At 63.0% G+C, this 21,182-nt stretch carries 18 protein-coding genes; 10 read left to right on the forward strand and 8 right to left on the reverse strand.

The window, feature by feature from the left end:
- Window position 1: 1 nt before the first annotated feature.
- Entirely contained in the window at window positions 2–2,362 is a 2,361-nt protein-coding gene (locus LMH93_RS17565) for a DNA polymerase II (protein ID WP_003250444.1), read from the reverse strand.
- A 66-nt stretch (window positions 2,363–2,428) separates the two neighbouring features.
- Entirely contained in the window at window positions 2,429–3,619 is a 1,191-nt protein-coding gene (locus LMH93_RS17570; RefSeq protein WP_003250442.1) for an MFS transporter, read from the reverse strand.
- A 117-nt stretch (window positions 3,620–3,736) separates the two neighbouring features.
- On the opposite strand from LMH93_RS17570, the gene LMH93_RS17575 reads away from it, so the two are divergent.
- Window positions 3,737–4,633: a LysR family transcriptional regulator gene (locus LMH93_RS17575; RefSeq protein ID WP_003250440.1), complete on the forward strand. Its 897-nt coding sequence runs from the start codon at window positions 3,737–3,739 to the stop codon at window positions 4,631–4,633.
- On the opposite strand, the gene LMH93_RS17580 is transcribed toward LMH93_RS17575, so the two are convergent.
- The gene (locus tag LMH93_RS17580) at window positions 4,614–5,534 is read right to left on the reverse strand and encodes a LysR substrate-binding domain-containing protein (RefSeq protein WP_003250438.1); all 921 of its coding nucleotides are present in this window, start codon (window positions 5,532–5,534) and stop codon (window positions 4,614–4,616) included. The genes LMH93_RS17575 and LMH93_RS17580 overlap by 20 nt on opposite strands.
- Before the next feature lie 160 nt (window positions 5,535–5,694).
- On the opposite strand from LMH93_RS17580, the gene LMH93_RS17585 reads away from it, so the two are divergent.
- From LMH93_RS17585 to LMH93_RS17620, 8 genes are all read left to right on the forward strand, one after another.
- Window positions 5,695–6,483: a YqcI/YcgG family protein gene (locus tag LMH93_RS17585; protein ID WP_014861807.1), complete on the forward strand. Its 789-nt coding sequence runs from the start codon at window positions 5,695–5,697 to the stop codon at window positions 6,481–6,483.
- Window positions 6,484–6,485: 2 nt separating this feature from the next.
- The gene (locus tag LMH93_RS17590) at window positions 6,486–7,112 is read left to right on the forward strand and encodes a LysE family translocator (RefSeq protein WP_003250434.1); all 627 of its coding nucleotides are present in this window, start codon (window positions 6,486–6,488) and stop codon (window positions 7,110–7,112) included.
- Window positions 7,113–7,150: 38 nt separating this feature from the next.
- Window positions 7,151–8,233, forward strand: coding sequence for a hypothetical protein (locus tag LMH93_RS17595; protein WP_003250433.1), 1,083 nt, complete (start codon window positions 7,151–7,153; stop codon window positions 8,231–8,233).
- A 138-nt stretch (window positions 8,234–8,371) separates the two neighbouring features.
- Window positions 8,372–9,067 carry a hypothetical protein gene (locus LMH93_RS17600; protein WP_004573761.1) on the forward strand — a complete coding sequence of 232 codons (696 nt, stop codon included), beginning with the start codon at window positions 8,372–8,374 and terminating at the stop codon, window positions 9,065–9,067.
- Between the two features lie 147 nt (window positions 9,068–9,214).
- Complete coding sequence (locus LMH93_RS17605; protein WP_004573762.1) at window positions 9,215–9,907, forward strand: AzlC family ABC transporter permease; 693 nt, start codon at window positions 9,215–9,217, stop codon at window positions 9,905–9,907.
- Window positions 9,904–10,218: an AzlD domain-containing protein gene (locus LMH93_RS17610; RefSeq protein WP_020193370.1), complete on the forward strand. Its 315-nt coding sequence runs from the start codon at window positions 9,904–9,906 to the stop codon at window positions 10,216–10,218. The genes LMH93_RS17605 and LMH93_RS17610 overlap by 4 nt, the downstream gene beginning before the upstream one ends.
- On the forward strand, window positions 10,215–11,060 hold the full coding sequence (locus LMH93_RS17615) for an AraC family transcriptional regulator (protein ID WP_014861810.1): 846 nt from the start codon (window positions 10,215–10,217) through the stop codon (window positions 11,058–11,060). The genes LMH93_RS17610 and LMH93_RS17615 overlap by 4 nt, the downstream gene beginning before the upstream one ends.
- Before the next feature lie 355 nt (window positions 11,061–11,415).
- The gene (locus LMH93_RS17620) at window positions 11,416–11,643 is read left to right on the forward strand and encodes a hypothetical protein (RefSeq protein ID WP_003250422.1); all 228 of its coding nucleotides are present in this window, start codon (window positions 11,416–11,418) and stop codon (window positions 11,641–11,643) included.
- 47 nt (window positions 11,644–11,690) lie between these two features.
- On the opposite strand, the gene LMH93_RS17625 is transcribed toward LMH93_RS17620, so the two are convergent.
- The 5 genes from LMH93_RS17625 to LMH93_RS17645 all read right to left on the reverse strand — a co-directional run bounded on the left by LMH93_RS17625 (window position 11,691) and on the right by LMH93_RS17645 (window position 17,152).
- Window positions 11,691–12,173 carry a copper chaperone PCu(A)C gene (locus LMH93_RS17625; RefSeq protein ID WP_100773402.1) on the reverse strand — a complete coding sequence of 161 codons (483 nt, stop codon included), beginning with the start codon at window positions 12,171–12,173 and terminating at the stop codon, window positions 11,691–11,693.
- On the reverse strand, window positions 12,174–12,782 hold the full coding sequence (locus tag LMH93_RS17630; RefSeq protein ID WP_003250418.1) for an SCO family protein: 609 nt from the start codon (window positions 12,780–12,782) through the stop codon (window positions 12,174–12,176).
- Between the two features lie 196 nt (window positions 12,783–12,978).
- Window positions 12,979–13,563, reverse strand: coding sequence for a Fe-S biogenesis protein NfuA (gene nfuA, locus LMH93_RS17635; protein ID WP_003250416.1), 585 nt, complete (start codon window positions 13,561–13,563; stop codon window positions 12,979–12,981).
- Between the two features lie 58 nt (window positions 13,564–13,621).
- Window positions 13,622–14,656 (reverse strand): acyltransferase family protein, encoded by a 1,035-nt coding sequence (locus LMH93_RS17640; protein WP_004573784.1) that lies wholly within the window; start codon window positions 14,654–14,656, stop codon window positions 13,622–13,624.
- Window positions 14,657–14,851: 195 nt separating this feature from the next.
- The gene (locus LMH93_RS17645; RefSeq protein ID WP_230065371.1) at window positions 14,852–17,152 is read right to left on the reverse strand and encodes a fatty acid cis/trans isomerase; all 2,301 of its coding nucleotides are present in this window, start codon (window positions 17,150–17,152) and stop codon (window positions 14,852–14,854) included.
- A gap of 182 nt (window positions 17,153–17,334) precedes the next feature.
- Here LMH93_RS17645 and metH point away from each other — a divergent pair, with 182 nt between their 5' ends.
- Window positions 17,335–21,042: a methionine synthase gene (metH, locus tag LMH93_RS17650; protein ID WP_047604036.1), complete on the forward strand. Its 3,708-nt coding sequence runs from the start codon at window positions 17,335–17,337 to the stop codon at window positions 21,040–21,042.
- The last annotated feature ends 140 nt before the right edge of the window (window positions 21,043–21,182 follow it).

Below are 21,182 nucleotides of genomic sequence, written 5' to 3' on the forward strand. Positions count from 1 at the left end.
TTCAGAACAGCAGTAACTGATGGTCGGTAAGGCGCGCGAAATCATCGCCGACAAAGGGCAGGATGGCGTCGGCCACCGGCAGTAGCTGACGGCTGATGTAGTGATCGTAATCGATCGGTGCCTGCAGGTTTTCCAGCGGCTCAGGGCCGGCGGTGGTGATCACATAACTGATCCAGCCCCCACGCTGGTACTGAAGAGGGCGCTGCAGACGCTTGTTGTAGTCGTCGGCAAGGCGTGCGGCACGCACATGCGGCGGCACGTTGCGCTGGTAATCGGCCAGCGGGCGACGCAGGCGCTTGCGATAAACCAGCAGTTCGTCCTGCTCGCCCGCCAACGTTCGCCGCACGTACTCGCGGACATAATCACGGTAGGGCTCGCTGCGGAACACTCGGCCGTAGAGTTCCTGCTGGAACTGCCGGGCCAGCGGTGACCAGTCGGTGCGCACCGATTCCAGGCCCTTGTAAACCATTTCTTCAGCACCGTCGGCCCGCTGCACCAGGCCGGCATAGCGCTTTTTGCTGCCTTCATCGGTACCGCGGATGGTGGGCATCAGGAAGCGTCGGTAATGCACCTCGAACTGCAGTTCCAGGGCGCTCTGCAGGTTCATGGTCTCGTGCAGGTGGGCTTGCCACCATTGGTTGACCTTTGCCACCAGCTCGCGGCCGATGCGCGCCGCGTCTGCCTCGGCGTGGGCACCCTTGAGCCAGACAAAGGTGGAGTCGGTGTCACCGTAGATCACATCGTAGCCACACGCCTCGATCAGGGACCTGGTCTGGCGCATGATCTGGTGGCCGCGCATGGTGATCGACGACGCCAGGCGCGGGTCGAAGAAACGGCAACCGCTGGAGCCAAGCACGCCATAAAAGGCATTCATGATGATTTTCAAGGCCTGTGACAGCGGCGCATTGCCCTCGCGCTTGGCCGCTTCCCTGCCCTGCCAGACCCGTTCGACGATGGCTGGCAGGCAGTGCTGTGTGCGTGAAAAACGCCCACCGCGAAAACCCTCGACCGAATGTGCGTCGTCAGGCAGACGCAGGCCTTCAATCAGCCCGACCGGGTCGATGAGAAAGGTACGGATGATCGATGGGTACAGGCTCTTGTAGTCCAGCACCAGCACCGAGTCGTAAAGCCCTGGCCGCGAATCCATGACAAACCCGCCGGGGCTGGCTTCGTCAGGGCGGCTGCCAAGGCTGGGCGCGACAAAGCCAAGGCGGTGCATCTGTGGAATGTACAAGTGACAGAACGCAGCTACCGACCCACCGCTGCGGTCCACGGCCAATCCCGTCACCGAGGCACGTTCGAGCAGGAAGTCGAGCAGCCGGGTATGGGCGAAAATGCGCGTGACCAGTTCACAGTCCTTCAGGTTGTAGCGCGCCAGGGCCGGTTTGTCTTCGGCGAAGCGGCGATTGATTTCGTCCATGCGTTGGTACGGTGTGTCGATGGCCTTGCCTTCACCCAGCAGGGTCTGGGCAACGTTCTCAAGGCTGAACGAGGCAAAGCTCCAGGTGGCCGAACGCAACGCCTCGATGCCATCGATCAGCAGCCGCCCCGGCGCATCGGCGAAAACATGGCCGCCACCGGCATGGCTGCGCAGGGTCATGACCGCACCGTTGCGCCCCAGGGCCAGTGGCACCTGCAACGACTTGGCGTGCTCATGCAGCAGGCGCAGGTCGAACTGCACCAGGTTCCAGCCAATGATCGCGTCCGGGTCATGCCTGGCCATCCACTGGTTGAGCCGGGTGATCAAGGCGGCGCGATCGGCGCAATACTCCAGGTCGAAGTCAAGCCCGCTGGCATCGCCGTTGGCCGGGCCGAGCATGTACACCTGGCGCTGACCACAGCCCTCCAGCGCGATGCTGTACAGCTCGCCACGCTCGCTGGTCTCGATGTCCAGCGACACCAGGCGCAGCGCCGGGCGATAGCCTGGCTGCGGCTTGAGCTGGGCGTCCCGGTAAACGCCCTGCGTATCCGGCTGACCAGTGAACTGCACCGGCGCCGTGATGAAGCGCTCCATGAGGTAACGCTCCGGCGGGCGGATATCGGCCTCGAACACGTCGATACCGGCCGTGCGCAGACGCTGCTCCAGTTGCATCAATTGGCGATGCTGGCGGGTATAGAGGCCGAGCATCGGGCGATGCTCGAAGTCCTTCAGGCGCAGTGGCTTGAGCTTCGTCCCGGTTTCGTTGGCCAGCAGCACACGGGCGTGCTCGGCCTGCGCCTGAGGAATGAAAGCCACCGACTCCTGCGCCGCCAGCCGCAACAGCCGCGGCCCGGCATCGGTGGCCAGCCAGAACTCCACGCAGGTGCCTTCCGGCGTATCGTGCCAGTGCCGGGTCAGGACAAAACCCTGCTGCAACTCCACTGCGTCGACCTCTGGATTGTCTGGAGATGGCGCTATTCTACCTGTGTCGTGCCTGGCATGAGTGTTTTAGCGCCTACCCGCCACAAAACCGCTCCCCCGCCCGGCCACGGCCAGCAGCCAGGCCAAGGCGATCAACACCAGCACCACCCCGCCAAACCACGCCACGCCGGCCCCAGCCAGCAGCAATCCGCCAATGATCCCGCCCAGGGCAATGGCGCAGTTCCACACCGTCACCAGCATCGACTGCGCCACATCACCACCCGGGCCTGCGGCGTCGGCGCACGCTGTCTGCAGCAGGGTCGGGGCGCCGCCATAGGTCATTCCCCACAAGGCGATGCTCAGGTACACAAGCCACGACGATGCCTGCCCCAATGCCAGCGTGGCCAAGGCAAAACCGGCCAGGCTCAGCAACACCAGCTTGCGCAGGTGCCGGTCGACCAGCAGCCCTACCAGGCCGATCCCGGCCAGCGCCGACAGACCAAACACCATCAGCACAGGGCCAATGTCCGCAGCCATGCCAGCCGCCGCCAGCAACGGCACGATATAGGTGTAGAGAATGTTATGGCCAAGGATCCAGGTGAGGATCACCAGCAGTACGATCAACACCCCTGGCGTGCGCAATACCTGCATGGCCGCCGGGCGCTTGTCGGCAGCCTGCCCCGGGTAGTCCGGCACGGATCGCAACACCCACACCACCAGCAGCGACGCCACCAGCGTGACGACCACGAACGTCGCGCGCCAGCCCAGCCCCGCTCCCAGCCAGGTCGCAATCGGCAAGCCGAGCGACAAGGCAATCGGCTGCCCGAGCATGGCCAGCGCCATGGCCCGGCCCTGCAACGGTACCGGCACCATGCGCCGGGCATGGCCAGCGATCAGGCCCCATGCCAGGCCGGCCGCAGCCCCCGTGAAAAAGCGCAGCACCAGGGTCAGGCTGTTGGAGTCCGATAGGGCCGTCAGCCCGTTGAACAGCACGAAGCCGATGATCGCCAGCAACAGCGCCCGGCGCCGATACCAGCCTTGGGTCAATGTCACCAACGGGATGGCGGTCAGTAACGAGCCCAAGGCATACGCCGTGACCCATTGCCCAGCCATGGCCTGGCTGATGTGCATGCCATCAGCGATCTGGTCGAGCAAACCCGCCGGCAAGGTTTCGCTGAGGATGGCGATGAAACCGGTCATGGCCAGCGCCAGCAGCCCGCCAACGGGCAAACGTTCGTTGCTGGCAGCCAGCAACGGTGCGGAAGATGTCTGGGACATTGCAAATGCCTTGAGTGAGAGACGAGGCGAACAGTCTGCAAGACCAGGCCATTGCGGAAAAAGACGGTTACAATGCCGCTCACCCAGGACACCAGCGTCCGCAATCAGGAGTGCGACATGGACAGCCTCAGCGGCTTCGTGGTCTTCAATCGGGTGGCCGAAACCCGCAGCTTCGTGGCCGCCAGCCAGTCACTGGGGATCAGTGCCTCGGCAGTGGGCAAGCGCGTGGCGCGCCTGGAAAGCCGCCTGGGCGTGCGCCTGTTCCACCGCAGCACACGCAGCATCACCCTCACCGCCGAGGGCACGATGTTCCTCGAACGCAGCCGGCGCATCCTTGCCGAAATCGAAGCCACCGAGCAGGAGCTGTCGCAGGCCAGCGAAACGCCGCGCGGGCGCCTGCGGGTGAGCATGCCGCAGGTGACCAGGCTGGTAATGCCGGCCCTGGCCGAGTTCATGGCACTGTACCCACAGGTTGAACTGGACCTGGACTTCTCCGACCGCATGGTGGATATCGTTGGTGAAGGCTTCGATGTGGTGATGCGCGGCGGGCAGCCGGTGGATTCCCGGCTCAGCGCCAAATTCCTCGGGCACTTTCAGCACCGCCTGGTAGCCTCGCCCGAGTACCTGCGCGAACGCGGCACACCCTTGCACCCACGCGACCTGGCAGCGCATACCTGCCTGCATTATCGTTTCCCCAGCAACGGCAAGCTGGAAACCTGGCCGCTGCGCCAGGAGCATCCCGAGCACGCCTATGACATCCCCATCTCGATGGTCTGCAACCACGTCGAAACACGCGTCTGCTTTGCCTTGAACCACCGCGGCATTACCTGTCTGCCGGACTTCAACGTGGGTCGTGAATTGGGCAATGGCTCACTGGTCAGTGTCCTCGACGACTTCATGGAACGGCGCGGCAGCTTCTATCTGCTGTGGCCGTCCGGGCGGCAGATGCCGCCAAAGTTACGGGTATTCATCGACTTCATGCTCGATCGGGTATTCAACCGTACAGGTAGTTGATGTCCTTGTAGGCCAGCGGCGGTACCTGGCCGAGCAGGAAGTCACGCAGCTTGTGCATTTGCCGCGCTTTTGGGCTGGCCTTGAGCCAGGTCATGTAGTAACCGTCGCCGGTGGCCACGGCATGCTTGAAAGGCGTGACCAGGCGCCCGGCGGCCAGGTCGGTGCTGGCCAGTACCAGATCGACCACTGAAATGCCTAAGCCTTGCTGGGCGGCCGATATGCCCTGGTCGAGGGTATCGAACACCTGCCCCTGGTCGATGCTGATGTCCAGCGCGTCCATTCGCGCCAGCCAACGCCGCCAGTCACGCCGGTCGGGTGACGGGTGCAGGAACTCGCATCGGGGCAGGTCGGACAGTTGCGGTTGTGCCTGCGTCATGTAATCCGGATGACATACCGGGATCAGCCATTCATCGAACAGCTTGAAACTCTCGATATCGGCAGGAAAACGCCCGCTGGCCAGGAGAATGGCGCAGTCGTAGGGCTCGGAATAGAAGTCCACGCTGTCGATATCCATCCACACACTGGACAGTTGCACGCTGCAGTTGTCCTCGACCTTCTTGAATGCATCAAGCGCCCGCAGCAGCCAGCGCACCGTGAGCGTGGACGGCGCCTTCAGGCGCAGGCCGTAGCGATCCTGACGCAGCAGTGCGCAGGCATTTTCGATGATCTTGAAGCCTACCTTCAGCTCTTGCGCCAGCAGGCGGCCGTGCTCGGTCAGGCTCAATTTCGGGCCCCGACGTTCGAACAGGTCGCAGCCGAACAGGGCTTCGAGGGTCTTGATGTGGTGGCTGACGGCGCCCTGGGTCAGGGCCAGTTCCTCAGCAGCGCGGGTGAAAGAGCCATAGCGAGAGGCCACCTCGAAGGCACGCAGCGCGTGCAAGGCCTGAATCCGTTCCGACATGGCGGCGTCCCGAGCATGAGTAAGACTAATAGTAGGTCATAACTCCACGCGTTTTACAACGACAGGAGCGTCTCGGAAAATGCCGGTAAATAACAAACATAACCAAGATCCTGCCTGCATGTGACTGGAACGTTCACTTAAATCAACGCCTGGGGAAATCATGTTTACGGGATATGGAAATTGCTATCGCCTGGATGCGCTGGAGCTCGCCGCTGAACATGGACACACCATGCAACACTGGACGTTCAAAACCATAGAACACTTTCGCAGTATTCTCGCCAACCCCGAATTCCCCTGCCTGTTCGGCCGCAAGGCGGTAAACGGCGAAACCTGCCACATTCTCTTCGCCCGCGCCGAGCAACTGGCCGATGATATCGCACAGGGCCTGGCCAATTATGTGCGCACCGTCGCACCGATCGCACCCAAGCAGCGCATCGGCAGCCCATTGGTGGTGTTTCTCGAAACCGCCGCCGGCAGCAGCCTGGCCGAGCAACAGGCCTTGGCCTGGAAGGTACTGCGCGGCGTGCATGCGCGCGACCCGCACCCTTGGCCGCAGGGCATCCCGACCGATCCCGACGATACCGGCTGGTCATTCTGCTATGCCGGCATGCCGCTGTTCATCAACATGAACTTCCCCGGCCATCAGCAGATGAAAAGCCGCAATCTGGGCCAGCACATCACCTTCGTCATCAACCCGCGGGAGAACTTCGACGAAGTGGCCAACGCCAGCACCGAGAGTGGCAAGCGCATCCGCGAACGGATTCGCGAGCGCGTGCACCACTACAACGACGGCGTTGTGCCCGACACCCTTGGCTTTTTCGGCGATACCGACAACTACGAGTGGAAGCAGTATCAACTGCAGGAGGCAGGCTCGCTCAACCCGTCACGCTGCCCCTTCCATGCCCATGCCGCACACCAGGCGACACCCGACATACTGATCGAGAACTGACCGTGAATACCGCACTCACCGCCACCTACGCCCTCACCGTGCTGCTACTGATCGCCACTCCCGGCCCGGTGGTGGCACTGATCGTCAACACTGCGGCCGCCTCCGGCTCGCGCAAGGCCATGTTCACCGCCGTCGGCACCAACTGGGCATCACTGGTGCTGATCGGCGCGGCAGCGTGGATCATCCTCACCAGTGCCGCCATCGACAAAACATGGCTCAGCACCATGAGCCTGCTGGGCTGCCTGTTCATCGGCTACATTGCCATGGGCACGTTGAGGGACGCCCTGCAGGCACCCGCGTCAGACGCGGCGAGCGAGGCCCCCAAGGCTGGGCGCGGCGGGCTGATGCAAGGCTTCATGGTGGGCATTTCCAACCCGAAAGACATCATTTTCTTCATCGCCTTCTTCCCGCAGTTCATTCAGATCACCGAATCGTTCGGCAAGAGCATGGTGGTGCTGTCGCTGCTGTGGGTGGCCATCGATTTCGCCGTGCTCAGCCTGTACATCTTCGCCATCGGCAAGATCGCCTCGCAGCGCAGCAACCGCATCATCAGCCTGGCGTCGGGCGTCGCCCTGCTGCTGATCGCCGCCGGCGGCCTGCTGTACAACCTCAAGGAACTGGCGGCCTGAATCTGCTGCAAAGTACCCGCCCAAGCGAAGGAGAGACCATGACCACGACTGACACGCGCCCGTCTCCTTCGCCGCTGCAGCAGGACTACCAGCGCTTTCTCCTGCTGGGCAGTCGCCGTGCCCCCTATACCCTGCATGTGCACGAAACCGGCTACCGCTCCGGCACCATCAACACCGATGCCCTTGGCTTGCGCTACAGCCATTGCGCCGGCAAGCGCTTTTCGGCGGCCGAGCACGGTGGTGCGTCGCGCATCAACCTGCTGGTCGGCGGCTCCACAGCCCTGGGCATCGGCGCCAGCTCCGACGAACACACGGTGGCCTCGCACCTGTCGATGCTCACGGGCGAAGTCTGGCTGAGCCTGGCCGGCTGCGGGCTGAACGCCACCCAGGAATTAATGATGTTCCTGACCCACCAGCACCGCCTTGGCCAGCTCGGCCATGTGGTGGTGCTCAGTGGCCTCAACAGCCTGGCCCACGAAGCCCTGTGTGAAGTCCTCGCAGGCACCAACGACCCGCAGCACGCCAAGGCCTACCAGGCCTTTCTCAACAGTTTCAGCGAAGGCATGCAGCCCTGCGCACCGCCCCGTCGGCAGTCGCTGTGGCGGCGCATCGGCCAGGCGCTGGCCCCTCCCGTGGTCACAGCCCCGGTCAGCTGGCCACTGTCGTCCCCGGAAAAACGACTGGCCCGTGCCGCCGACAACATTGGCCGCACCTTGCGCCAATGGGACCGTCTGCTGGCAGACAGCCACGCCACGCTCACCTTCATCCTGCAACCGCTGCTGCCCTGGTGCCGGGATACCCTGCCCGCCGGCGAGCAAGCCATGTTGACCGCGCTGCAGCAACAACCGGCCAACTTCGACCGGTTGCTGGAGGGGGCATTCGACAGACAGTTGCATTCGGCATTTTTCCGCCGCATCAAAAGCCAGGCCGACCCGGTGCCCTGCTACGACATGAACTGCATGCTCGACAGCTCGCCCGTGTTCGGCGCAGACCTGTTCATCGACCGCCTGCACCTGAACGATCTGGGCAACAATGCCTTGGCCAAGGTGATCACCGCCAAGCTTGGGCTGGCCCAGGAAAAACATGCCCAGCGCAAGGTCACGCCGATCAAGCTCGTCTGACAGTTGTCGGGTGGTCTTTCGGCCACCCCCCTTGGGTGGCTAGAATACGTCGTCGTTACGATTTGCCCGAGGCGCACGTTTGACCGCCATGAACACCGAAGCCGTCCATCCGTACCTGGCCACCCATGGGGTTTGCCTGTGAGCCTTGTGCGACGCTTGCCCCCGCTGTTGGCTGCGCTGCTGCCACTGGCCGCGCAAGCGCTGGAGGTACGCATCGACCCTCATGCCGACTTGCTCTACCGTCAGGCCTTGCCACTACTGGAGCAGGCCGATAACCAGGACGACGCTGCCAGCACGCTGCGCACAGCAGCGGGCGGCGACCCAGAGCTTAGCCGCCAGGGCCAGGCCATGGCCCACACATTGCCAACGGCGGTAGCCCTGCTGAAAAAATCGGTAGCGCTTGGCCACCCGGTCGCACAGTACCGTCTGGCGCTGTATTACATGACGTACCTGCCCGCCGCGCAAATCCCGGAGGCCGCCTGCCCGTTGCTCGAAGCCAGCCTCCAGCAGGGGTTTGCCGCACCGGCGCCCGCCATCGCCACCTGGTGCCGGCCCTACAACGTCAGCAGCGAGTACCGTACAGCGCTGGAGGCCATCCCCAGCATGGCCACCGTGTACGCCCCCTACTACCCGCAACCGGCCACGCGCCTGGCCTGCAACCGCAGCCGGCCACAAGGCCTGGAAATGCTGTGGGGGCGTCAGCGCGACTACCAGGCCGAGGTGTACCGCCTGCTTGGCGACCTCGACCCACAGCAGCGCACGAGCCTGCTGCAGAAAGCCGTAGACATCAATGGCTGCGCAACGGCGCAACAGCTGCTGACCAGCCGCCCATAACCCAGGGTCATTCGGGGCCGCCTTGCGGCCCTGTTGTCAGTTGGCCACTGAGGTTGAGACGAACACGCCTCGACCAGCAAGATCGTTCAAGCCATCCCCTGCCCCGTCTGTCATGCTGGCCTGCCTCGTAGCCGTCATGCAGCCATCATGCCCCACATCGCCCGCCAAGCCTTTCTTCACGGCGCCATTGCCATTCTCCCGTTGTCCCTGGCCGTTGCCCCTTGGGGCCTGCTGGCCGGTTCCATGGCCATCGAGGCCAACCTCAGCGCCTGGCAGGGGCAGGGGCTGTCGGCCATCGTCTTCGCCGGCGCCGCGCAGCTGGTGGCCATTGGCATGCTCAAGGGGGGTGCCAACCTGGCATCGATCCTGCTCACCACCCTGCTGCTGACCTCGCAGCACCTGCTGTATGGCCTGTCGATGCGCCCGGTACTGTCCAGCCAGCCGCTGCGCTGGCGGCTCGGCCTGGGCTTTCTGCTGACCGACGAATTCTTCGCCCTGACCAGCCAGTACGACCAGCAGCAATTCAACCGCTGGTATGCCTTGGGGGTGGGCCTGACCTTTTACATCGCCTGGAACCTGTTCACCCTGGCCGGCATACTGCTGGGCCAGAACATTCCACACCTGGACCAGTTCGGCCTGGATTTCTCCATTGTCGCCACTTTTGTCGCCCTGATCGCGCCGCTGGTGCGCAACCTGGCCACCGTGGTGTGCGTAGCCGTGTCGCTGTTCTGTTCGGTGCTGTTCAGCTACTGGCACTGGGAAACCGCCCTGGTGGTCGCAGGCCTGCTGGGCATGAGCGCCGGGTTCATCTGCCAGAAATTCGCCGGAGCCCGCGCATGACCTGGATCCTGATTTTCGCCATGGGCGCCATCGTATTTCTCAACCGCTACGCATTCCTGGAGCCGCGCCTGCCCCTGCGCCTGAGCTCGAATGCCCGGCAGTTTCTCGGCTTTGCCGTGCCGGGCATGCTCACTGCCATCTGCGGCCCGATCATCTTCATGGCTGACCACCAGCTCAACCTGAGCCTGCTCAACCCCTACCTGCTGGGCTCCCTTGTGGCCATCGCCCTGGTGCTGTTGACCCGCAGCGTATTGCTGAGCATGCTGGTGAGCATGTTGATCTTCTTCCTTCTGCGCAGCTGGCTGGCATGAGCCCGCCCTTGCGCGAGCAGACACACCTCTGGCAGGCGCCAGCCCTTGGCGACGTCGAGATGCTGCACGCTCGCTACTACCAGCAGCGCTTCGCCCCGCATGTGCACGAGGGCTATGTATTCACCGTGATCGAGTCGGGCGCCCAGCGCTTCTGGCACCGCGGCAGCGAGCACCTGGCACCGGTTGGCAGCATGGTGCTGATCAACCCCGACGAACTGCATACCGGCGCTACGGCCCATGAAGCCGGCTGGCGTTATCGCGGCTTCTATCCCGAGCACGAGCGGGTCACCGGTGTGCTCGACGAACTGGAACTGGGCCGCCACGGCATGCCCAGCTTCAAGGACAGCGTGATCCATGACCCGGCCCTGGCCTTCGCGTTCAGCCAGCTGCATCAGTTGTCCGAAGCCAGCGCCAGCGCCTTGCAGCAGCAGACGGCCTGGCGCCAGGCGGTGCTGGCCCTGGTGCAGCGGCACGGGCAGTGCGCCGAGCCTTCGGCCCCTGGCCACGAACCCCTGGCCGTAGCCCGCGCCCGCGAACTGCTGGAAAGCCAACTGGCCGACCCGCCCTCACTGGAAGCGCTGGCGGCAGCAGTCAACCTGTCGCCGTTCCACTTCGCCCGGGTGTTCCGCCAGGCCACTGGACTGCCACCCCATGCCTGGCTGAAGCAACGCCGCCTGGCCCGCGCCCGCGAAATGCTGAAGCACGGCCTGGCCGCTTCGCAAGTGGCGTTCGACCTCGGCTTTGCCGACCAGAGCCATTTGAGCCGGCAGTTCAAGCAGGCCTATGGAGTGACCCCGGGGGCGTATCGGCAAGCCTGCGTTCACTCTGCTCTACGCGCATGAAAGGGCGGCAGCGCCCTCTCGAACTTGCATCTATACGCCAGGCCCAAGCTATGCTCTGCGCGTAAGCGAAAATCAGAAACGCGGAATTTTCCTACAACAACCATGCTTTGAATGCAGACCCGACGGCATTTTCCCGACTGTGCAGTTGAGCACTTCAACAGGTCACTTTCAGATACCGAGCCCTGAATCCCTTGCACGGCACGAGCATCAACTTTAAACATGCCGTTTATAAGTAACGAGTTGTTACTGCGCCGCAAGAGCAGCCACTGGCAGCTGCCGCAGCGCGCCTTGCAAAGGCCGCAAGAGCCTGGCCAACCCTCTGCTACACTGACAAGGCTGAATGGAGGATCCTGCCATGTCCGAAAGAGAGCTCACCACCCTTCTGTCGTTGATGAACCAGCGCCAGGCCTGTCTGAGCAGTGCCTGCAAGGAGATTGCCGACTGGATCGACCGGCAGGGCGATGTGCCCGCCGCCGGCAAGATCCGCGCTAGCCTGAAGGCACTGGAGGCCGATGAGGCCCAGGTTCGAAAGACCCTGACGTCGCTGACCCTCGACAGACCGCTGCCGCGCTTTCGTAGCTGAAAGGCGCAGTTGAAAAAAAGGGCCGCTGAACGCGGCCCTTTGATCTGTCAGTGGTTCATGTGCATGTGATCATGCCCACCACCCGCGTCGGCGTTGAGTGCACGCACTTGCGCCTGAACGTCCAGGGTTTCCTTGGCGCCCTTGGCATCCTCGATGATCAGGGTCAGTGGCACTTTGTCACCCTCCTTCACCTGATTGTTCAGGCCCATCAGCATGACATGCAGGCCATTCGGGTCCAGGGTCACTGCCTTGCCGGCTGGCAATTCGACAGCCTTGACCTCACGCATGCCCATCACGTCACCGTTCATGGTCATCTCGTGCACCTGCACGGTCTTGGCCACGGGCGAAGCCACACCCACCAGCTTGCTGTCGCTGCTGGCAGTCAGGACCATGAACGCACCGGTGGACTGCTGATGCGGCACGCTGGCACGCACCCAGGCATCACTCACGGTGGTCTGGGCCAGGGCCGGCAGGGCCAGCCCCATCAGTACCAGGGCAGCCAAACCGCGTTTGATCGGTTGCATCGACATTCAGCAGATCTCCATCAGGGTGACCAGATCTTCGGCGCATTCCTTGGCGTTCAGGGAATGACCCAGGCTCAGGCGCAGGGTGCCACGTGTATCGTAGACGTAGCTGGTGGACGAATGAGAAATGGTGTAGGTGTCTCCGGCCGGAACCTTCTCGTAGAACACCTTGAATTCCTTGGCCACTGCGGCAATTTCCTCGGGGGTGCCGGTCAGCGCGGTGAACGTCGGGTCGAAGGCCTTGACGTAGGCATCGAGCACCTCGGGCGTGTCGCGCTCCGGGTCCAGGGTGATGAATACCACCTGGAACAGGTCGCGGTCGCGGCCCCTCAGCAGCTTGCGAATCTGCGCCGCGCGCGCCAGCGTGGTCGGGCAGACGGCCGGGCACTGGGTGAAGCCGAAGAAGACCATCGGCATGCTGCCGTAGAAGCTCGACAGGGTGCGCACGTTACCTTGCGGGTCTTTGAGGCTGAACTTGCGCCCGAGGATTTCGTTGCTCATGTTCTTGCCGTACTTGAACTCGAGCCCCCGGGCCGGGCTGCAGCCTGCCAGCAGGCCAAGCCCGAGAACGCCCATGCCGGCGACAACCGCACGCCGGGTCAAAAGATCATTCATGAAACCATCCTTTACAGGGAAGGTGCCGGCCCTCGGGACGGGCCGGTCGAAAAACCGGGGCATTCTGGCATGACACCCAGAGGGGTTCTACCCGACCATGGCGGGTATGGCCTGCAGCCCTTTGAATACGGGCTGCGGCCTGTTGTCGCAGGGGTTGAAACCGTAACACTTTGTTGCTAAGGGAGCCGCCTTCAACTCAGTAGTAGGCGTTTTCTTTCTGGCTGTGGTCAGTCACGTCGCGCACGCCCTTCAGCTCCGGAATACGCTCGAGCAGGGTGCGCTCGATGCCTTCCTTCAGGGTGACATCGGCCTGGCCGCAACCCTGGCAGCCACCACCGAACTGCAGCACGGCAATGCCGTCATCGACCACGTCCACCAGGCTCACCTGGCCGCCATGGCTGGCCAGGCCGGGGTTGATCTCGGTCTGCAGGTAGTAGTTGATACGCTCGTTGATCGGGCTGTCTTCGTTGACCATCGGCACCTTGGCGTTTGGCGCCTTGATGGTCAGCTGGCCGCCCATGCGGTCGGTGGCGTAGTCGACCAGTGCGTCTTCCAGGAACGGTACGCTGACGGCGTCCAGGTAAGCAGTGAAGCTTTTCAGACCCACGGCGGTGTCGTCAGGCTTCTCTTCGCCCGGCTTGCAGTAGGCGATGCACGTCTCGGCGTACTGGGTGCCCGGCTGGGTGATGAAAATGCGAATGCCGATGCCGGGCGTATTCTGCTTGGAGAGCAGATCGGCCAGGTAGTCATGGGCGGCGTCGGTAATGGTTATAGCGCTCATGTAGGTTCCTCACAGACTTGCGGCCAAGTGTACGCCAACCCAGCCTTCGAACAAAGTCCTAGCAATTGACTCGGGAAAGCGCATATTCAGGGGCCGGCCCCCGTTGCGCCGCCAGCCAGGCCTGCATTCGCCGGTACAGGCCGCGCTCCAGCCACTGGTAGCTGAACCACGACATTAGTCCAATGGACGGCACGCACAGGGCAAATGTCAGGAACGGGTTCAGATGCAGGCGCTCACTGGCGAACCAACCGGCATACAGCACCAGCACATGTATCAGGTACACCGAGTACGAACAGTCGCCAAGGGCCTTGAGCAGCCGATTGCCCTGGAACAGCGGCTCCATGGCCACGAAGGCCAGGACGACCATCGCACTCGGTAACCCCCAGTGCAGCAAGCGCTGGGAAGCGTCCAGATAGTAGATCGCCATGCCCGCCACACCCAGCAACGCCAGCGGCAACCACCGGCCCTGGCGGATCAGCCCGCGGCGGTACAGTACGCCGACACCAATGCCCAGCAGAAACTCGTAGATGATGCCGTTGTTGTAGAAGCGGCTGACCACGCCCATGCGCCCCAGTACCTCACTGACCAGCAACAGAGCGGCAGTCACCAGCAGCAGGTGATGCCGTTGGCGTACCAGGAAGGCCAGGCCGAACAGCAGGTAGAAGAACATCTCGAAGTTCAGCGTCCAGCCCACGTTCAGGGTCGGGTACAGGCCATAGCCACCTGGGTTTTCCGCCGGGATGAACAGCAGCGACAGGAACAGGTGCCGCCAGTCAAACGCCTGATGTGGCATCCATTGGCTGAATGCCAGCAGCAACATGGCCATCAGGGCTGTGTAGAACCAGTAGGCAGGGACGATGCGCAGCGCCCGATTGAGCAGGAACTGGCGCGGTTCGATGGTTTTGTCGCGGGTCGACAGGTAGATGACCAGCCCACTGATGACGAAGAAGATGTCGACGCCTACGGCGCCACGGTCGGTGAGCAGTTGGCCGATGGGGCCGGTGGCGTGGAAGTCGAAGAAGATCTGCATGAAATGGTGGCAGACCACCACCCAGGCGGCGAACGCCCGCAGTGCCTGAAGCGAATACAGCATGGAATACCCTGCGCTTGGCGGTGCATTGAGGCCCGTATCGAGTGCAGAGGCCAGCGCCAGTCTTGAGAACCGCGCCGTACCTGTTGTAGGAGCGGGTTCACCCGCGAAGGGCTGCAAAGCAGCCCCCTTTTGCAATCGATCAAGACCACCCACCCGTTCCGACCGCAAGGTACTCGGAAAGGTCAGCCAACCCGATCAGAGGTTCTCGTACCGGTTCATGTCCAGCACGCCCGCCTCGACCGGTTCGGTTTCCTTGATATAGCTGTTCAGGTCATGGAAATAGCGCCAGAACGCCGGGTGACTGCGGCGCACACCCCAGCGCATGACAATGCGCTCGAACTTCGCCGCGTCATCTTTGGCGTACTCCATGTCCTCGACGAACTCCGGCACATCCTTGGTCGGGATGTTGAAGATGAAGTTCGGGTAGCTGGAGAGCACACCCGGGTACAGGGTCAGGGTATCCAGCCCCGGCTGGTAGCGGTACGCCTCACCCAGCAGGAACGCCACGTTGCTGTGCGCGCGGTTGCGCAGCAGGCTGTACACCTGACGTTGGCCGTCCTGCCCTTCGATACGCAGCATGGTCGCCTCGGGCAACTGGTTGATCACCTTCAGCCCGGCCGCCGGGCGCGACACCAGACGGCTGAGCGACTGCTCGGCATTGCGGAATTCTTCGCTCATCTGCGGCCGTGAGCAGAACGCGCCCTGGCAGCGGTTGATCGGGTCCGGTGCGGCATTCAGGCTGCCGGTGCGCTGCAGCAGCTTCAGGCCAAAGTCGCGTTTGGGGTTGCGCGGGTCGAGCTTGATGCCACTCGGGGTGTCGGTGTCGATGTCTTCATAATCCATCCACATCTTCACCTTGCCACTGTTCTGGTACCAGTCGCCAAGGATCGCCTTGCGCTGGTCGGCCGGCATCAGGCGCAGGAAGTTGACCTCGGCGCCGTTGCGGATCAGGTCGAAGTACAGGCGCGTCTGCAACTGGTGCGAAACGTTGCCATACACATCGAAGTTGACCGCCAGCTGGTAATACGTGCGCTCGAACAACGGGTAGTCGAACAGCCACACGGTCAGCGGCACATCCCCCACCAGGCCCTTGGTCACCGATGCGCTGTCGAAGTGGCGGAAGATGCTCAGCAGCGCATTGTCGTTACCGGCCCACAGCGTCGACCATTTCGGTGCCGGCATTTCGGCATAGGCTTCACGGCGCAGTTTCTCGTAGTCGTTGCGCTTGTCACGATAGGCGTGCCACAGGCTCAGCACACTGCCCACGTCATCGATCTGACCAGGCATGGCCAGCAGCGGGGTAGCCTCGCCGCGGTACTTGGCATCGGTGATGTAGCGATCGAAGGCCGGCTCCTGGAACAGCGCCCAGAAGTTGTCGCGGATCACGTCAGTGGCAATCTGCCCGCGGCACACCGGGCCACGGATGAAGGTGCGCACGAAGTACTCGGCGTTATCCAGCATGAACTGGTAGCGCGCCACCGCCGGGATCGCCTCGAAGGTTTCAAACGGATTGGCCCGGTGGCGCGGGCCGTAGCCCGGAAGCGCGGCAGCATGCCAGTCACCGGCATAGAACAGCTGCTTCACGCGCTTGAGCTTCTGCGGCCCCATCGGGTAGGTGATGTGCGTCTTGTGCACAATCACGCCCTGCACCGGGATCAACCGGTAGTAGAAGTCCGTGCCCGGTGGGTCGTTGGGGCGGCGGGTGGCAATGATATCGACCGGCTTGCCACTTGGCGTGCGCGAGCGCACCCACTGGAAGAAGTGGCCCTGCTCGCCGCCAGCGAAATAGATGTGCGCCAAAAACAGGTGCTCGTACAGCCAGCGGCCCACCAGCGCCTCGGTGGAACCCGGGCGGTTGAGCAGTTCTTCCCACTCTGCGATCTGCCTGGCTTCGGCCGCGCTAGGCTGGATCGGCTGGTACTCCACCGGCGCACCGGCCGCCAGCCAGCGGCGCAGGGTGGCGTATTCGTCGTCGGTCAGCCCGGTCACCGCCAGCGGCATGCCCTCCTTGGGGTGTGCGCCGGCATAGGCGTCAAATTCATGGGGCAACGGGCACATGTTGTTGCGGCTCAGGCCCAGGACGATCTCTTCGGGTAGCTTGGCGTTGGGCGTAAGCGGGGTCGTGTGGCCCAACTCCAGCATGCGCGCCATCAACGCAGCCTGACCGCCCTGGTTGTCGAGCACCGAGTAGAAGCCCTTCTTGCGCCATTGCTCTTCGCTGTGTGCGTCGTAGAACAGCCGCGTGGTGGGCACCGCCTTGCTCCGCTCGCCCTGGTACACCGGGACCTTGCTGGCCCCGCGTACCGCGCCTTCAGGGCTTTCCAGCTTGAGCTGGCAGGCGGCGTCGTTGCAGGCGTGGCAGGCCACGCACTTCTCGGTGAAGATCGGTTGAATGTCCCGGGTGTAGGAAATAGCCGGGCTCGACTGGGGGGCCTGCCCGAATACCGCGCCGCTGATGAGCAAGGCGAAGGCGCCGGCAAGGATACGATGCACCATGTGCGGAAAGTCCTGGTTCTTGAAAGCCATCACGATTTGTTGCCTGGTCGTCCTGGGTGCCTTGCGCTGCCTCCACCCGCCCAACATGAGCAGTTTTCATGCAAATGGGCGACATGCCTAAAAACCGCGCAGCTTTGTTATGATTCGGCACCTTCTGATATTCGCCCGACCAGGTAGTTCCTATGTCCGACCGCAGCGCTCGTCTCCAAGCACTCCAGAACGCACTCAAAGAGCGCATCCTGATCCTCGACGGCGGCATGGGTACTATGATCCAAAGCTACCGTCTGGAGGAACACGACTATCGTGGCACGCGTTTTGCCGATTGGCCAAGCGATGTGAAGGGTAACAACGACTTGTTGCTGCTCAGCCGCCCGGACGTGATCGCAGCCATCGAGAAGGCCTATCTGGATGCTGGTGCCGATATTCTCGAAACCAACACCTTCAACGCCACGCAGATTTCCCAGGCCGACTACGGCATGGAGTCGCTGGTTTACGAGCTGAACGTCGAAGGCGCGCGCATCGCTCGCCAGGTTGCCGATGCCAAGACCCTGGAAACGCCCGACAAGCCGCGCTTCGTTGCCGGCGTGCTCGGCCCTACCAGCCGAACCTGTTCGATTTCCCCGGACGTCAACGACCCAGGGTTTCGCAACGTCACCTTCGACGAGTTGGTAGAAAACTACATCGAGGCCACCCGCGGCTTGATCGAAGGCGGCGCCGACCTGATCCTGATCGAAACCATCTTCGACACCCTCAACGCCAAGGCGGCGATCTTCGCCGTGCAGCAAGTGTTCGAGGACGACAACGTCGAACTGCCGATCATGATCTCCGGCACCATCACCGACGCCTCCGGCCGTACCCTGTCGGGTCAGACCACCGAAGCGTTCTGGAACTCGGTGCGCCACGCCAAGCCGATTTCCGTGGGCCTGAACTGCGCCCTCGGCGCCAAGGACCTGCGCCCGTATCTGGAAGAGCTGGCCACCAAGGCCGACACCCACGTGTCCGCCCACCCCAATGCCGGCCTGCCGAACGCCTTCGGCGAGTACGACGAAACCCCGGCCGAGATGGCCGCGGTAGTCGAAGAATTCGCGGCCAGCGGCTTCCTCAACATCATTGGCGGCTGCTGCGGTACCACGCCGGGGCACATCCAGGCCATTGCCGAAGCCGTGGCCAAGTACAAGCCGCGCGAGCTCCCGGAAATCGCCAAGGCCTGCCGCCTGTCGGGCCTGGAGCCGTTCACCATCGACCGCCAGTCGCTGTTCGTCAACGTCGGTGAGCGCACCAACATCACCGGTTCCGCCAAATTCGCCCGGCTGATCCGCGAAGAGAACTATACCGAAGCCCTGGAAGTCGCCCTGCAGCAGGTCGAGGCCGGCGCTCAGGTAATCGACATCAACATGGACGAAGGGATGCTCGACTCCCAGGCGGCCATGGTCCGGTTCCTCAACCTGATCGCGGGTGAGCCGGACATCTCGCGTGTACCGATCATGATCGACTCGTCCAAGTGGGAAGTGATCGAAGCCGGCCTCAAGTGCATCCAGGGCAAGGGCATCGTCAACTCCATTTCCATGAAGGAAGGCGTCGAGCAGTTCAAGCACCACGCCCGCCTGTGCAAGCGCTATGGCGCTGCCGTGGTGGTCATGGCTTTCGACGAAGTCGGCCAGGCCGACACTGCCGCGCGCAAGAAGGAAATCTGCCAGCGCAGCTATGACATCCTGGTCAACGAAGTGGGCTTCCCGCCAGAAGACATCATCTTCGACCCGAACATCTTCGCCGTCGCCACCGGTATCGAAGAGCACAACAACTACGCCGTCGACTTCATCGAGGCCTGTGCCTATATCCGCGACCACCTGCCCCACGCCCTGAGCTCGGGTGGCGTGTCCAACGTGTCGTTCTCGTTCCGAGGCAACAACCCGGTGCGTGAGGCGATCCACTCGGTGTTCCTGTATCACGCCATCCAGAACGGCCTGACTATGGGTATCGTCAACGCCGGCCAGCTGGAGATCTACGACGAGATCCCGGCCCAGCTGCGTGAAAAGGTCGAGGACGTGGTGCTCAACCGCACCCCGCATGGCACCGATGCACTGCTGGCCATCGCCGACGACTACAAGGGTGGCGGCGCAACCAAGGAAGTGGAAAACGAAGAGTGGCGCTCGCTGCCGGTGGAAAAACGCCTGGAGCACGCGCTGGTCAAGGGCATCACCGCGTTCATCGTCGAAGACACCGAAGAATGCCGCCAGCAGTGCGCGCGCCCCATCGAAGTGATCGAAGGCCCGCTGATGAACGGCATGAACGTGGTCGGCGACCTGTTCGGCGCGGGCAAGATGTTCCTGCCGCAGGTGGTCAAGTCGGCCCGCGTCATGAAACAGGCCGTTGCTCACCTGATCCCCTTCATCGAAGCCGAAAAAGGCGACAAGCCGGAAGCCAAGGGCAAGATCCTGATGGCCACGGTGAAAGGCGACGTGCACGACATCGGGAAGAACATTGTCGGCGTGGTGCTGGGCTGTAACGGATACGACATCGTCGACCTTGGCGTGATGGTGCCGGCGGAGAAGATCCTGCAGACAGCCCGCGAGCAGAAGTGCGACATCATCGGCCTGTCCGGCCTGATTACCCCGTCGCTGGACGAAATGGTCCACGTTGCCCGCGAAATGCAGCGCCAGGGCTTCGAACTGCCGCTGATGATCGGTGGCGCCACCACCTCCAAGGCGCACACGGCGGTCAAGATCGAGCCCAAGTACAGCAACGACGCAGTCATCTACGTCACCGACGCTTCGCGCGCGGTCGGCGTGGCCACCCAGTTGCTGTCCAAAGAACTCAAGCCGGGCTTCGTCGAGAAGACCCGCCTGGAATACGTGGACGTGCGCGAGCGCACCGCCAACCGCAGCGCCCGCACCGAGCGCCTCAGCTACGCCCAGGCGATCGCTGCCAAGCCGCAGTACGACTGGGCCAGCTACCAGCCAGCGGTGCCCTCCTTCACCGGCGTCAAGGTGCTGGAAGACATCGATTTGCGCACCCTGGCCGAGTACATCGACTGGACCCCGTTCTTCATCTCCTGGGACTTGGCCGGCAAGTTCCCGCGCATCCTCACCGACGAGGTGGTTGGCGAGGCTGCTACGGCGCTGTACAAGGATGCCCGCGAGATGCTCGACAAGCTGATCGACGAGAAGCTGATCAGCGCCCGCGCGGTATTCGGTTTCTGGCCGGCCAACCAGGTGGCCGATGACGACATCGAAGTCTACGGCGAAGATGGCCAGGCACTGGCCACCCTGCACCATCTGCGCCAGCAGACCATCAAGCCGGACGGCAAGCCCAACTGGTCGCTGGCCGACTTCGTCGCACCGAAAGACAGCGGCGTGACCGACTACGTAGGTGGTTTTATCACCACCGCCGGCATCGGTGCCGAGGAAGTGGCCAAGGCTTACCAGGACAAGGGCGACGACTACAGCTCGATCATGGTCAAGGCCCTGGCCGACCGCCTGGCCGAAGCCTGTGCCGAATGGCTGCACGAGCAGGTGCGTAAAGAGCACTGGGGCTATGCCCGCGACGAACACCTGGACAACGAGGCGCTGATCAAGGAGCAGTACAGCGGCATCCGCCCTGCACCGGGCTACCCAGCCTGCCCCGACCACACCGAAAAGGAAACCCTGTTCCGCCTGCTCGATGGCACCGCCATCGGTGAGACCGGGCCAAGCGGGGTGTACCTCACCGAGCACTTCGCGATGTTCCCGGCGGCGGCGGTCAGCGGCTGGTACTTCGCCCACCCGCAGGCGAAGTATTTTGCCGTAGGCAAGGTCGACAAGGACCAGATCGAACGTTACAGCGCACGCAAAGGCCAGGATATCAGCGTAAGCGAGCGCTGGCTGGCGCCTAACCTGGGGTATGACAGCTAAACGACTGCGCTGGCTTCTTCGCGGGCTCGCCCACACAGGTATGAAACAGGCCTCAAGGGCCGTGATTGACCTGTAGGAGCGGGTTTACCCGCGAAGAGGCCGGCACAGGCAACCTCACAACCATTGCCTACACTGTCTTT

The sequence above is a fragment of the Pseudomonas sp. CIP-10 genome, from assembly GCF_020911845.1.
Taxonomy (GTDB): Bacteria; Pseudomonadota; Gammaproteobacteria; order Pseudomonadales; family Pseudomonadaceae; genus Aquipseudomonas; species Aquipseudomonas alloputida.

Coding starts and splice junctions, on each gene's coding strand:
- LMH93_RS17640 (WP_004573784.1), bottom strand. CDS start 14,656: ATGCTGTATTCGCTTCAGGCACTGCGGGCGTTCGCCGCCTGGGTGGTG.
- LMH93_RS17630 (WP_003250418.1), bottom strand. CDS start 12,782: ATGAATGATCTTTTGACCCGGCGTGCGGTTGTCGCCGGCATGGGCGTT.
- LMH93_RS17580 (WP_003250438.1), bottom strand. CDS start 5,534: ATGTCGGAACGGATTCAGGCCTTGCACGCGCTGCGTGCCTTCGAGGTG.
- LMH93_RS17620 (WP_003250422.1), top strand. CDS start 11,416: ATGTCCGAAAGAGAGCTCACCACCCTTCTGTCGTTGATGAACCAGCGC.
- LMH93_RS17575 (WP_003250440.1), top strand. CDS start 3,737: ATGGACAGCCTCAGCGGCTTCGTGGTCTTCAATCGGGTGGCCGAAACC.
- LMH93_RS17615 (WP_014861810.1), top strand. CDS start 10,215: ATGAGCCCGCCCTTGCGCGAGCAGACACACCTCTGGCAGGCGCCAGCC.
- LMH93_RS17605 (WP_004573762.1), top strand. CDS start 9,215: ATGCCCCACATCGCCCGCCAAGCCTTTCTTCACGGCGCCATTGCCATT.
- LMH93_RS17595 (WP_003250433.1), top strand. CDS start 7,151: ATGACCACGACTGACACGCGCCCGTCTCCTTCGCCGCTGCAGCAGGAC.
- LMH93_RS17610 (WP_020193370.1), top strand. CDS start 9,904: ATGACCTGGATCCTGATTTTCGCCATGGGCGCCATCGTATTTCTCAAC.
- LMH93_RS17625 (WP_100773402.1), bottom strand. CDS start 12,173: ATGTCGATGCAACCGATCAAACGCGGTTTGGCTGCCCTGGTACTGATG.
- LMH93_RS17570 (WP_003250442.1), bottom strand. CDS start 3,619: ATGTCCCAGACATCTTCCGCACCGTTGCTGGCTGCCAGCAACGAACGT.
- nfuA (WP_003250416.1), bottom strand. CDS start 13,563: ATGAGCGCTATAACCATTACCGACGCCGCCCATGACTACCTGGCCGAT.
- metH (WP_047604036.1), top strand. CDS start 17,335: ATGTCCGACCGCAGCGCTCGTCTCCAAGCACTCCAGAACGCACTCAAA.
- LMH93_RS17585 (WP_014861807.1), top strand. CDS start 5,695: ATGTTTACGGGATATGGAAATTGCTATCGCCTGGATGCGCTGGAGCTC.
- LMH93_RS17645 (WP_230065371.1), bottom strand. CDS start 17,152: ATGGTGCATCGTATCCTTGCCGGCGCCTTCGCCTTGCTCATCAGCGGC.